The organism is Gilvibacter sp. CC01 (genome assembly GCF_055755295.1).
Map to the genome: position 1 here is coordinate 1,907,869 of NZ_CM146909.1, position 12,473 is coordinate 1,920,341.

The 12,473-nt window shown below is 43.8% G+C and carries 10 protein-coding genes; 4 read left to right on the top strand and 6 right to left on the bottom strand.

The window, feature by feature from the left end:
- From AC0J2F_RS09030 to AC0J2F_RS09040, 3 genes are read right to left on the bottom strand one after another with little or no spacing between them, the layout of a single operon-like run.
- Positions 1-1,179, bottom strand: coding sequence for an efflux RND transporter periplasmic adaptor subunit (locus AC0J2F_RS09030; RefSeq protein ID WP_473007369.1), 1,179 nt, complete (start codon positions 1,177-1,179; stop codon positions 1-3).
- 11 nt (positions 1,180-1,190) lie between these two features.
- On the bottom strand, positions 1,191-2,609 hold the full coding sequence (locus AC0J2F_RS09035; protein WP_374957274.1) for a TolC family protein: 1,419 nt from the start codon (positions 2,607-2,609) through the stop codon (positions 1,191-1,193).
- Positions 2,609-3,211, bottom strand: a complete 603-nt coding sequence (locus AC0J2F_RS09040; protein ID WP_473007370.1) for a TetR/AcrR family transcriptional regulator — start codon at positions 3,209-3,211, stop codon at positions 2,609-2,611. The genes AC0J2F_RS09035 and AC0J2F_RS09040 overlap by 1 nt, the downstream gene beginning before the upstream one ends.
- 194 nt (positions 3,212-3,405) lie before the next feature.
- Between AC0J2F_RS09040 and AC0J2F_RS09045 the strand changes: the two genes are divergently transcribed.
- The 4 genes from AC0J2F_RS09045 (at position 3,406) to AC0J2F_RS09060 (ending at position 9,514) form a co-directional block, all read left to right on the top strand.
- The gene (locus tag AC0J2F_RS09045; RefSeq protein WP_473007371.1) at positions 3,406-4,380 is read left to right on the top strand and encodes a polyprenyl synthetase family protein; all 975 of its coding nucleotides are present in this window, start codon (positions 3,406-3,408) and stop codon (positions 4,378-4,380) included.
- Positions 4,381-4,488: 108 nt separating this feature from the next.
- Positions 4,489-7,224, top strand: coding sequence for a 2-oxoglutarate dehydrogenase E1 component (locus AC0J2F_RS09050; RefSeq protein ID WP_473007372.1), 2,736 nt, complete (start codon positions 4,489-4,491; stop codon positions 7,222-7,224).
- Between the two features lie 27 nt (positions 7,225-7,251).
- Positions 7,252-8,472: a 2-oxoglutarate dehydrogenase complex dihydrolipoyllysine-residue succinyltransferase gene (odhB, locus tag AC0J2F_RS09055; protein WP_473007374.1), complete on the top strand. Its 1,221-nt coding sequence runs from the start codon at positions 7,252-7,254 to the stop codon at positions 8,470-8,472.
- Between the two features lie 232 nt (positions 8,473-8,704).
- Positions 8,705-9,514: a T9SS type A sorting domain-containing protein gene (locus AC0J2F_RS09060; RefSeq protein ID WP_473007375.1), complete on the top strand. Its 810-nt coding sequence runs from the start codon at positions 8,705-8,707 to the stop codon at positions 9,512-9,514.
- Between the two features lie 279 nt (positions 9,515-9,793).
- On the opposite strand, the gene AC0J2F_RS09065 is transcribed toward AC0J2F_RS09060, so the two are convergent.
- From AC0J2F_RS09065 to AC0J2F_RS09075, 3 genes are read right to left on the bottom strand one after another with little or no spacing between them, the layout of a single operon-like run.
- A complete protein-coding gene (locus AC0J2F_RS09065; protein WP_473007377.1) occupies positions 9,794-10,426 on the bottom strand; it encodes a response regulator transcription factor in 633 nt (210 codons plus the stop codon).
- Between the two features lie 3 nt (positions 10,427-10,429).
- A complete protein-coding gene (locus AC0J2F_RS09070; RefSeq protein ID WP_473007378.1) occupies positions 10,430-12,202 on the bottom strand; it encodes a sensor histidine kinase in 1,773 nt (590 codons plus the stop codon).
- Positions 12,184-12,429: a hypothetical protein gene (locus AC0J2F_RS09075; protein ID WP_473007379.1), complete on the bottom strand. Its 246-nt coding sequence runs from the start codon at positions 12,427-12,429 to the stop codon at positions 12,184-12,186. Before AC0J2F_RS09075 ends, AC0J2F_RS09070 begins: the two co-directional genes overlap by 19 nt.
- Positions 12,430-12,473 lie beyond the last annotated feature (44 nt).

Sequence of the window (12,473 nt, forward strand, 5' to 3'; positions counted from 1 at the left end):
TTATTGATTTTCTAGTGTTCTTACTTTCTGGTTGTTCTGCACGGTACGAGCCCCTTCGATGACCAAAGCGTCGTCTACGGCCAAACCGTTTGTGATCTCCACTACATCGCCTTGCGCAAGTCCGGTCTCTATATTCTTGCGAACAGCAATGTTACCGGTTCCGTCCTCTTTGGGTTGCATGGTGTAGACATACTGATCGCCGTTAGCATCTTCTGAGATCACGTTAAGCGGTATCAAAATAGCGTCTTCTGCGGTGTAATCATTGATCTTTAGACGGGCGTTGAGGTTGGGTTTTACCTCAGCATCCTTAGGCACATTCACCTCAATTCTAAAGGTGCGGTTGTCTGGATTGATGTAGTTTCCGGTCTGTGCTACGGTAGAGGTCACCGTCTTGCCCAAAACAGGGAAGAAGATCTCTACTTCTTTGCCAGTGGTCACTGTGGTCAAATAACGCTCCGGGATCTGTGCCTCAATGTACATATCGCCCAAATTCACCACACGGAACAAACCTTGTCCCGGCGCTACTACAGTTCCTTGATCGGTGATCACCTCGTCCACTATTCCGGAAAAAGGAGCTGTTACGTTGGTCTTAGCCAATTGTTGCTTGAGCTGGTTCACTGCATTTTGGCTGGACTCGTAATTGGTCTTGGCCTGCAAGTATTGGATCTCGGAACCTATCTTTTGGTCCCACAAACGCTGCTGGCGCTCAAAGGTTGTTTTGGCTAGTTGCGCTTGTACCTCTAATTGGCTGAGTTGACTAGATAGTCCTCCATCGTCGATCTTGCCTAAGATCTGCCCTTTGCGAACGCGTTGTCCTTCTTTGACATAAACACGAGTCAGGGTTCCTTGATATTCCGGATATACGATGACATTCTCGTTGGTCTTTACATCGCCTTGAATCTCTATATAATGCTTGAACAAAGTGTCTTTTACAGTTTGAACAGAGATCAAAGCTCCTTGGTCTGGCTCCAATTTTTGAATAGCAGCATCGAGACTTTGTATCTGCGTAGTCAGGGATTTTTGATCTTCATTTAGCGCGTCGCGGCGCTCGCGAAGCTTGCTAAGATCGCCTTCTTCTATGAGGTCGGCTACAGGGACCTCGCTTTTATTTCCATCACCACAGCTGACCACCAAAAGTGCGCTTAGTATTACTGTTAGGAATTTTAGTTTCTGGGTCATCTGAGTATTTTTTAGTTGTTATTTATGATGTTCGAATTGCTGATAGTGTCCAGCTCCGCCTTGCTGTTTATCACATTGAGCATGGCATTGAAATACTGTTGCTGGGCACTGTATAATTGCAGTTGTGCTTGTCTGAGATCAAAGCTAGAGGAGATCCCTTCGTCAAACTTGATCTGATTCTTCCTTTCTATGCGCTCGGCGAGATCTAGATTCTTCTTGGCATTCTCATAAGACTCTACACTGAATTTGTAATTGCTTTTGGCCGTGTCGAATTGCAGTTGAATGTTCTGAACAGTTTCTTTCAATTGGGTCTCCGCTTGATCCAAGGCAATACGCGCTTGTTGGGTTTTTGCTCCGCGATTTCCACTAGAGAAGATCGGGATGTTCATGTTTACTCCAAAAAGCGATTGTTGGAACCAACGCTGATCGGAATCAAAAAAGCTGAACTCGTCACTAAAGGCTTGTGTTCCGTAGTTTACAAAGGCACTTAATTGTGGTAGCGCACGGCTCTTTTCTAATTTAAGTTCTAAGGAGCGCTGTTCGGTCAAGTTGTAAGCTATCTTGTAATCGACGTTCTCTTCCATATTCAGGTTGGTCTCCAATGCGCCGAGTTGAATGTTCTGGTCTGCCAGATCATCTAAGGATTCTGTAAGTGTTACCGGAGTATTCACATCGATCCCTAAGGCTACATTGAACATTTGTCTTGCAATGCTTGCAGTGCGTTCCGCATTAGAGAGTTGGGTGGCGATCTCCAATAAGGTGATCTCTAATTGTTCAACCTCTTCTTGCTCATTAAGCCCATTTTCAAAGATCTTTTGAGCTTCGTAAAGGTTGTTCTCTAACTTTTCTTTATTGCTGCGGAAGATGCTCACCAGTTCGTCTGCAAGCAAAACCGAACCGTAAGCATTGATCACTCCACGACGCACTTCGAGTTGGGTCTTCTCGTTGGCATTTTCGGAGAAATCTAAAAAGGCACGCGCTGCTTGTAATCCGACGAGATAACTCCCATCAAAGATCAACTGATTAAGCGTTGCCGTTGCAGTGGCTTGTTGCTGGGTTCCAAATACAATTGGAATAAAGCCTTCTGGCACCGTGGGTTCTCGGTTGGGGGTAATGTCAAAGAAATCTTCTACCGTATTTACCACACTGCTGGTGTTGTCAAAAGCGGCCGCCGGCAATAGTGATACGGGCTGTTTAATAAAGTTCTGATACTGGATATTGGCACTGATCTGCGGCAATCCGGTCGCTGTGGTCTCCCACTTCTGTTTAATAGCTCGCGCGATGTCTCGTCGGGCGTTGATTGCGGTGTAATTGCTGTCTAGTGCAAAGCTTATGGCCTCTTCTAGCGTAAAATCATACGCTCGCTCTTCTTGAGCAGTAGCCTGGCTGAATCCAAACACAATACTGGCTAGGATCAATAATTTTCGCATTATTCGGTGGTGTTTATAAATTGATTGAGTATGTCCATTCCTTGGTCGGTGACAATGGCCCGTAGGTGATATTCCAAATAACTTTCCATGAGATAGCCTTTGGTGTATTTCTCCGGAGGGAAGATTGCCTCGTCTTTCATTCCTGTCATGCCATTAAAGTACATTCGGGCAATTAGATCTACGTCGATACTTGGCCTAAATAGTCCCATATCGACGCCTTTTTGCAAACTCTCAGACACGGATTCGTGCATCTTGTTGAACTGTGCCTTATGTAAGCGGCTGTAGGTTTGGGGATAATATTTCTTGAGCTGATACTGCGGGGATGCTTTTTCGTTCTTCAGATGATGCATTACGTACATTTTTATGTCGTAAAGCTCCACTATTGGATTAGCAGATTGCTCACAAATGGTGTCAATGCCATCGCAGATACTGTCGAACAAGAAAAAGGATACTGCGTCTACCAATTCTGTCTTGTTGGAGAAATGTACATAGATGGTTTTTTTAGAAATACCCATCGCATTGGCAATATCGTCCATGGTTACGCTTTTAAAGCCAAGGGTCAAAAAGAGTTCGGCAGCTTTGTTAACTATAGATTCTTTCACTGTTACGAATACGAAACTGTTTAATGTTTCGGAGACAAAAGTACGTTGGAAACTTTAAAAACATTTAAAGTTTCCTAGGTTTTAATTATTTATTAACATTTGCTTTATCGGTAAAATCTGCAGCAGAAGCTCTTGAATCACAATTTTTTGATAAGACCGTACTCGCAGTGCAACATTTGATTTATTTTTGCTCAATGATTTCTTTGGATCACTACCGCAATGCATTTATGCAGCACCTCGAAGCTGTTGCTAAGGACAGACAACCCGATAATCTATACGACCCGGTTCGTTACATTTTGACCTTAGGTGGCAAACGCCTGAGACCATTGCTCACTTTGGTGAGCTGTGATTTCTTTGGTCGGCCTTTTGAAGAAGCCATGGACGCCGCTGTTGCCATAGAGGTATTTCACAACTTCTCTTTGGTCCACGATGATATCATGGATCAGGCACCACTTCGCCGAGGCAAGGCTACAGTGCACACTAAGTGGGATCTCAATACAGGAATTCTTTCTGGTGATGCAATGCTGATCCTGGCTTATCGCTACTTTGAGAATTATCCTCCCGAAGTATTTAGGGAATTGGCCAAACTGTTCAGCCAAACGGCCTTAGAGGTTTGTGAAGGACAACAATACGATATCGATTTTGAGACCCGTACTGATGTTCGTTTAGAGGAGTATATTAAAATGATCGAATTCAAAACAGCTGTGCTCTTGGGTGCCGCCATGAAAATGGGGGCTCAGGTTGCAAAAGCTTCTGATTCCTGTTGTGAATCCATCTATCAGTTTGGAAAGAACCTTGGTATCGCGTTCCAATTGCAAGATGATTATCTAGACGCCTTTGGCGATCCGGAAACCTTTGGCAAGCAAGTAGGCGGTGATATCCTGTCCAACAAAAAGACCTTTTTATATATCCAGGCCATGGCTAGTGCGAATCCGCAGCAACACAAAGAGCTGACCCATTACTTTAGCTTAACCGATATGGAAGATTATGGAAAGGTTGAAGCTGTAAAAGCATTATTTGAAGCCACGGGAGCGGCAAGTGCTATCAAAGAAGAGATTGCGCGATATACCGAATTGGCCAATAGCGAACTGGAACGTGTCAAACTCGCTGACGACAAAAAGGAAGCCTTGAGACAGTTTGGTGCCATGCTCATGAAACGATCGGTCTAATTTTATGAGAAATCACAATTAATTCACAGACAGAAGATACCTTTGTATTAATGGATTTATTGTACTTTTGTACTTCTGTAGAAGCAATTCTGATGTAGTCTCCAAACTATGGACAAATACTCTTTTCTAAACGCAGTCCACACCTCTTATCTGGCATCGCTTTACGATCAGTATTTACAATTTCCTGACAGTGTAGAACCCAGCTGGCGCGCCTTTTTCCAAGGTTTTGACTTTGGAATAGAAAGTGGCTCTTTGGAAGCACTGGGAATTGAAGCTGTTCCGGGCGAACTGATCAAAGAGTTCCGTGTGGTGAATCTGATAGATGGTTATCGCGGCCGTGGACACTTGTTCACACGTACAAATCCTGTGCGCGAACGTCGCAAATACAGCCCAACCTTGGAGCTGTCTAATTTTGATCTAGCCGAAGAGGATCTAGACACAGAGTTCGAAGCCGGTTCTATTCTAGGACTTGGCAAGACCACTTTGCGTCAGATCATTGCCCATTTAGAGGCCATTTATTGCGATTCCATTGGGGTGGAGTATATGTATATCCGCAAACCTGAAGAGGTAAAGTGGATCCAGAACTGGCTGAACAACAACGACAATCACCCAAAATTCTCCGCAGAAGAAAAGAAACATCTGCTTAAAAAATTAAACGAGGCTATCTCCTTTGAATCTTTCTTGCATTCCAAATACGTGGGGCAGAAACGATTCTCAGTAGAAGGAGTTGACGCCTTGATCCCAGGATTGGACACGCTCATTGAGCGTGGTGCCGATATGGGAATAGAACAATTTGTCGTTGGGATGGCACACCGCGGCCGCCTAAACGTATTGGCTAATATATTCGGCAAGTCTCCAGAGGATATCTTTAGTGAGTTTGACAGCAAGGAATACGACGAAGAAGAACTCTTTGACGGAGATGTAAAATACCATATGGGATGGACCAGTTTCCGTTCCACAGATCAAGGCAAGCAGATCCGCATGGATCTTGCGCCTAACCCTTCGCACCTAGAAACGGTGAATGCTGTGGTGGAAGGAATTGCTCGTGCCAAGCTGGACAACCAATTGGACGGAAATGAAAAGGCAATTTTGCCTATTCTTATCCACGGAGATGCTGCAATCGCTGGTCAGGGAGTAGTGTACGAAGTTATTCAAATGGCTCAGCTAGACGGTTACCGCACCGGAGGAACCATTCATATTGTGGCTAACAACCAAGTTGGGTTTACCACCAACTATTTGGATGCGCGTTCTTCTACCTATTGTACCGATGTTGGGAAAGTGACCCTTTCTCCGGTACTACACGTAAATGCAGACGATGTGGAAGCTGTAGCACATGCCTTTACTTTTGCTCTGGAGTATCGCATGCAGTTTGGACGCGATGTGTTCTTGGATGTTTTGGGTTATCGCAAGTACGGCCATAATGAAGGTGATGAACCGCGATTCACTCAGCCTAAATTATACAAGGCCATCTCCAAACACAAGAATCCTAGAGATATCTATGCCGAACGCCTCATTAATGAAGGTGTGATAGACCAGGATTACGTTAAAAAATTAGAAAGCGACTATAAAAGCGAGCTCGAAGAAGATCTAGAGGCTTCACGCAAACGCGAGAAAACAGTGATCACTGAGATCCTTGCAGAAGACTGGGAAGATTATATCCTAGGAGATATAGACGATATAAAGCGACCGGTAAACACTAGTTTTAACCAAGAGATCTTGGATAGTTTGGCAAAGGGAATCTCTCAATTGCCAGGAGACAAGAAATTCATGCGCAAGATCCAACGTATCGTAGAAGATCGCAAAACGCGATACTTTGAAGGCGATAATCTGGATTGGGCCATGGGAGAACTTTTGGCCTATGCGACACTCATGCACGAAGGCTTCAACGTTCGCATTAGCGGACAGGATGTAGAGCGCGGTACTTTCTCGCACCGTCACGCGGTGATCAAGACCGAGGACGATGCGGAAGAGATCAACTTGCACAACGATTTGGATACGGAAGGGAAGATGTATATCTACAATTCCTTGCTGTCTGAATACGGAGTTGTTGGTTTTGATTATGGTTATGCCATGGCAGCGCCACGAACCCTTACAATTTGGGAAGCTCAATTTGGAGATTTCTCTAATGGCGCCCAGATCATGTTAGATCAGTACATCTCTGCTGCGGAGGCTAAGTGGAAAACTCAGAACGGCTTGGTGATGTTGTTGCCTCACGGTTACGAAGGCCAAGGATCTGAACACAGTAGTGCTCGTATGGAACGTTATCTGCAGCTTTGTTCGCGTCAGAATATGATCGTTGCAGATGTAACTACTCCGGCTAACCTCTTCCACCTGCTCAGACGTCATATGAAGTGGAACTTCAGAAAACCACTAATTGTCTTCACTCCGAAGAGTCTGTTGCGTCATCCTAAAGTAGTCTCTACTAAAGCGGAATTGGTTACAGGTAGCTTCCAAACCGTGATAGACGATCCGCAGGCCGATAAGAAGAAGATCAAATCTTTGGTATTCTGTACCGGAAAATTCTATTACGACTTGGACGAATACCGCGAAGAACAAGGTAGAGACGATGTGGCTTTGGTTAGACTTGAGCAGTTGTTCCCATTACCTACTGAAGAACTTAAAGAGATCATAGACAGCTATCCCAATGTCACCGATTATGTCTGGGCACAAGAAGAGCCTAGAAATATGGGGGCCTGGGGCTTTATGCTTATGAATTTCGATTTGGTAAAACTCCGCGTTGCATCGCGTCACGTTTACAGTGCGCCTGCAGCAGGAAGCAGCACCCGATCTAAAGCAAGACACAAACGCGTTATCGAATCGGTTTTCGAAACGCCAGAATCATAAATTACTAACAAGGAAAAAACGACCAGAATGTTAGAAATGAAAGTACCCTCACCGGGGGAATCGATCACAGAAGTAGAAATCGCTCAATGGTTGGTAGAAACCGGAGATTGGGTAGAGAAAGATCAGGCTATTGCAGAGGTAGATAGTGATAAAGCTACTTTAGAACTGCCGGCAGAAGCCAGTGGAATCATTACCCTGAAAGCAGAAGAAGGAGACGCAGTGCAGGTGGGTGAGGTGGTTTGCCTTATCGATACCGAAGCTGATAAGCCAGAAGGTGCTGGCAGTTCGGATGCTGATGCTAAGAAAGAAGAGGCTCCAAAACAAGAAGAGAAGGAGGCAAAAAAGGAAACCGCTAGCGAAAGCAAAACCTATGCTACCGGAACGCCATCCCCAGCGGCTAAAAAGATACTCGATGAAAAAGGTATAGCTGCCAAAGATGTAAAAGGAACTGGTCGCGACGGGCGCATAACAAAAGACGATGCTGTCAACGCGAAACCGTCTATGGGATCGCCAGGCCAAGGATCTCGAGGAAGCGAGCGCAAAAAGCTATCCATGCTTCGCAGACGTGTGGCCGAACGTTTGGTTTCTGCCAAGAACGAGACAGCTATGCTAACCACTTTTAACGAAGTGGATATGTCTCCGATCTTCGCCTTGCGCAAAGAATACAAGGAAACTTTTAAAGCCAAGCACGGAGTGAGTTTAGGGTTTATGTCGTTTTTCACCCTAGCCGTTGTACGCGCTTTGGAATTGTATCCGGATGTGAATTCAATGATAGATGGCGACTACAAGATCACTTACGACTTTAAAGATATCTCTATTGCGGTTTCTGGCCCTAAAGGCCTAATGGTTCCTGTTATTAGAAATGCAGAGAACTTGAGTTTTAGAGGTGTTGAGGCTGAGGTAAAGCGTCTAGCTATTCGTGCACGCGACGGTGAGATCACTGTAGACGAAATGACTGGAGGTACCTTTACCATTTCTAATGGTGGTGTTTTTGGAAGTATGCTTTCTACACCGATCATCAACCCGCCACAAAGCGGGATCTTAGGAATGCACAATATAGTAGAGCGCCCAGTTGCTGTAGACGGAAAAGTAGAGATCCGTCCTATAATGTATGTGGCCTTATCTTACGATCACCGCATTATTGACGGCCGTGAATCTGTTGGTTTCTTGGTTGCGGTAAAAGAAGCATTGGAGAACCCTACCGAATTACTCATGGACGGTAATCCTAAAAAAGCTTTAGAGCTCTAATTAAGAGTTATTTAAAGAATTGAAAGGCCCAGTATGGGCCTTTTTTTATGTCCTACCTCAGCTTTGAACTATACAAAGCCACAACAAAGCTTCTTTCGAAATTTATATTAATTACTGATAATCAATTACATAGATTGTTAAAAGAGATCAGATTTTCTTGTACAGTTTGTATGTATGAAATTGTGGTATTACACAGTAGGAGAGTCGTACATTGACTGTAGAACTAAATAACATGAAATTAACTACACTTTTTTACACCTTATTATTTTCTGTCGCTAGCATAGCACAGATCAACCCTATAGATTTTGAACCTGCCACTGGCGTGGGTGGTGATTGGACTTGGACGGTCTTTGAGAACGACGATAATCCTCCTTTAGAAATAGTGGTAAACCCATTTATTGAAGGCATCAACACCTCTCAAACCGTTGCCAAGTTTACCGCTCGCGTAAGTGGGGCGCCTTTTGCAGGTTGCGAAACCATGCACGGATCAGATATAGGAACTTTTACTTTAAGTCCAGAGAATGCCTTTGTCTCTATTATGGTTTACAAGACTGTGATAAGTGATGTGGGTATTAAATTCGCCACAACAGAGGGAGCTTCGACTGGCGAGATCAAGATCGCCAATTCGGTGATTAACCAATGGGAACGTCTTGTCTTTGATTTTACAGGAATCATTGATGAACCGTCGTCCACTGGAATTGATCAGCTGATCGTCTTTCCAGATTTTCAAACCCGAAGTACAGAGAATGTCATTTACTTTGACAATATCGTTTTTGGCGATAGCAGTTTGAGTGTGGATGAACCTGGTAGTGTTATAAAAGTAACCGCCATACCGAACCCAAGTACTACTCTTACTAAGATAGCAAGTGGAGAAGTGATCAACGCCATAGAAGTATACAACTTAATGGGGCAAAAGATCTTTGAGGCGGAGCCCGAGTCCATGAGCTATTGGCTTGATTTAAGCATATTTAAATCTGGAGTATACATTGTCCGGATATTGGGTGATGCGGCTAGCTCTTCTTTAAGAATAGTAAAATACTAGGATTAAAAAAACCCTCCGAGCGGAGGGTTTTTTGTTGGCTAAGACTAATTGATTAGCGTTAGAATGTTAAGGAGTAGTACTACGGAGGAGATCGATAAGATTACCACCATTAAGGTTTTATATTGTCTATAAGATAAGCTGTCTTCTATTTTCGTTTTCTGCATTTTCAAAGCAATAATTTTTGATATCTCAAAGATCGGCAAAATGTGCCCCTTTGCCAATACGTATAAATACGTATTTTGCCCAATTCAGCATATTTGAGGGTTTTTCCCCACAGCTTTATTCTAAGAAGATCTGATGCTTTTTGGCCCAAAGGAGCAGGCTGTTGGTCTTGGGTTCCAGATTGAGTTTGGAGATCATATTAGACCTGTGTTTTTCTACCGTTCGCGGAGAGATATACAGCTGATGCGCAATCTCTTTATTGGTCATATCGCGAGCGATAAGCCGGAGTATCTTCACTTCGGACGGTGTGAGATCGTCCAATAGTGTACAATCTTGAGACTGTTCTAATAGACGCGTAATGGACGGGGAGAAATAAGGCTGATCCTCTCCAATATTGCTAAGACAGATCTCGATTTCTTCTAAGGCCAACTCTTTGAGTATATAACCAAAAATATTGAGGTTCTTGGCGTTTCTAAATAGTTCAGGTTCCTTGTGCAGGGTTATTATAACGACCTTAGTCTTGAGCCCGTTCTTTTCGCAGGACTTGGCAATTTCCAAACCGGTCATCCCGGGCATCTCAATGTCTAAGATCGCCACATCTGGCTCACAGTTCAAGATCATTTGGCAGGCCAATTGTCCATCGCCGGCACTACCAACAATATTGTAGTCGCGTTCTTTTAAATAATCACTCAGTCCTTTAAGAATTAAAGGATGATCATCTGCAATGAATATTCTCAACGACTTGCTCATGAGTTATACTGGAATTGTAAGGTTTAGTTCTGTGCCTTGATCGGCCCGACTGTTAATTTTAAGTACACCATTTAACGATCTAACGCGCTCTTTGAGTGTTTTAAGACCAATACATCTAACGTCTTTTAGCTTTTCGGGTACATTGAAACCCTTGCCGTTGTCTTGTATGCTGATCTTTACTTCGGATCCCAGCTTTTTGATCTGGATCTTAGTAGCCTCGGCTCCGGAGTGTTTCAATACATTATTAAAACTCTCTTGGATGATGCGATATATGTTTAAGGCTTCTTCTTTACTGAATAAGGAGTCGACATTCTCAATATCCGCAGTAATAAACAAAGCACTGTTTCGATCTATTTGTACCACCATATTCTTAATGGCTCTGGTGAGCCCCAGTTCCTGCAATTGAAACGGATGCAAGGCCTGAGATATGGCTCTTACCTCGTCTATAGCCTCTCTAACCTTTTCTTTGTTCTCCTCGTCTCCGGACATGGTAAGACTGTTCTTTATAAGCAACAGATGTTGCCCCAAACCATCGTGTAGGTCTTTAGAGATTCTCTTGCGCTCCTGTTCTTGCGAAAGCAATAGCTTTTGGGCAAATTTTTGCTGTAGTGCCTGCTTTTCTTTAAGGCCTCTTTGCATAAAGACCAAATACACGATCCCGGTTACTAGTACTCCGGCAATTCCAGTAAATAATAACCAACGCTTAAAGGCCAAATTGTCTCTTTCCAACAGGCCTATATTGGCCGTTTGAGCTTGGATCTCGCGTTCCTTTTTTTCGGATTCATACAAGCCTTGGTAATAGAGTAGTAAATTGGTCTTCTGACTGTCAAAAAGCGAATCTTTTTTAGCTGTGTAGCGCTTGTGATATTCTAGGCCGAGTTTTGTATCACCCATGGCTGCAGTTATCTCGTACATATCGCGCAGCGCATTGACGATCTGTTCTTGATTGCCCAAGGTTTGGGCATCGGCCAGTCTCATTTCAGCAAATTCCAAGGCCTCCTTGAGCAAGCCTTTTCTTTTGAGTATAGTCGTTTTGGTAGCGTGGTAGTGCGATTCGGTGATCAGGTCCGTAGCGTTCTTATCTCTTAGCTCTTCTAATAACCCCAAATGGTATTCGGCTTTTTCCATTTGGTTCCTTTCTGCATATTGGGTAGCCAACAAACCGTGCACGGCAAAATAGTTGCTGAACTTATTCTGGGAGCTATCTAAATATTTGACAGCTTCTAAGAGTTGATTTTGGGCACTCACAAAGTCTCCGATCTTGCGATCGTCTACTGCTTGGTTGTAGTATTCTGAACTCAAGTGTTCGTAAAGCCCGAGTTCCTTGATTTGCCCAATAAGTTTTGCTCTTTCCAATTGAGCGGTCTCTAAAAAGCCGTGCATGCTAAACATGGTAATATTGCCCTGCTTAGCAAAGAGCATGTATTGGTAATCTCCCAGATTCTCAAAATAGCGTGAAGCGGTGTCGTAATCTGCAGAGGCATCTATGAAATTTCCAAGATTGGTATTGGCTTGCCCTCGGAACAAATAGGCATCGGCAACATATAGGGAGTCTTTGCCGCTATAGTGCTCTATGGCCATGGTGTAATCTTCTACTGCCTTTTTCTGATCGATCCTAAAATGAGCCCCTCCGCGTTTTAGATACAATCCTCCAACCAAGAAGGTGTCGTCTATTTGGTCTTTGTAGGGTAACACACGGTTTATAATCCTTACCGCTTCGTCTGGTCGGTTGGTCACATTTAGTGGATAAGAAATATTCATGGCCTTTTTAGCCATGCCGACATAATCTTGTGTTTCTCCGCTAGGTCGATATAGATTATACTGTGGTCAATAAAGACCTTATTGTCTCTTCTGTAGCTCAGCGCAAGTATAGAGTCTAAAGCAGTAAGTTTTTCTTGATCGGTTTGGGCTGAAGCATAAGCCTGCATATAAGGATTCCAGGCATTTTGAGCATGTAGCGTTGTGCAGCACAGCAGTAAGATGGTTAAACTTAGGCGTTTCATCACCTTGGGGAATTAATTGGTTGTCAAGTTCTTCAATGTAAAAA

Excerpts from the sequence above, each read along its gene's own strand:
- AC0J2F_RS09030 (WP_473007369.1), bottom strand. The coding sequence starts at position 1,179 with ATGACCCAGAAACTAAAATTCCTAACAGTAATACTAAGCGCACTTTTG.
- AC0J2F_RS09035 (WP_374957274.1), bottom strand. The coding sequence starts at position 2,609 with ATGCGAAAATTATTGATCCTAGCCAGTATTGTGTTTGGATTCAGCCAG.
- AC0J2F_RS09045 (WP_473007371.1), top strand. The coding sequence starts at position 3,406 with ATGATTTCTTTGGATCACTACCGCAATGCATTTATGCAGCACCTCGAA.
- AC0J2F_RS09050 (WP_473007372.1), top strand. The coding sequence starts at position 4,489 with ATGGACAAATACTCTTTTCTAAACGCAGTCCACACCTCTTATCTGGCA.
- odhB (WP_473007374.1), top strand. The coding sequence starts at position 7,252 with ATGTTAGAAATGAAAGTACCCTCACCGGGGGAATCGATCACAGAAGTA.
- AC0J2F_RS09060 (WP_473007375.1), top strand. The coding sequence starts at position 8,705 with ATGAAATTAACTACACTTTTTTACACCTTATTATTTTCTGTCGCTAGC.
- AC0J2F_RS09065 (WP_473007377.1), bottom strand. The coding sequence starts at position 10,426 with ATGAGCAAGTCGTTGAGAATATTCATTGCAGATGATCATCCTTTAATT.
- AC0J2F_RS09070 (WP_473007378.1), bottom strand. The coding sequence starts at position 12,202 with ATGGCTAAAAAGGCCATGAATATTTCTTATCCACTAAATGTGACCAAC.
- AC0J2F_RS09075 (WP_473007379.1), bottom strand. The coding sequence starts at position 12,429 with ATGAAACGCCTAAGTTTAACCATCTTACTGCTGTGCTGCACAACGCTA.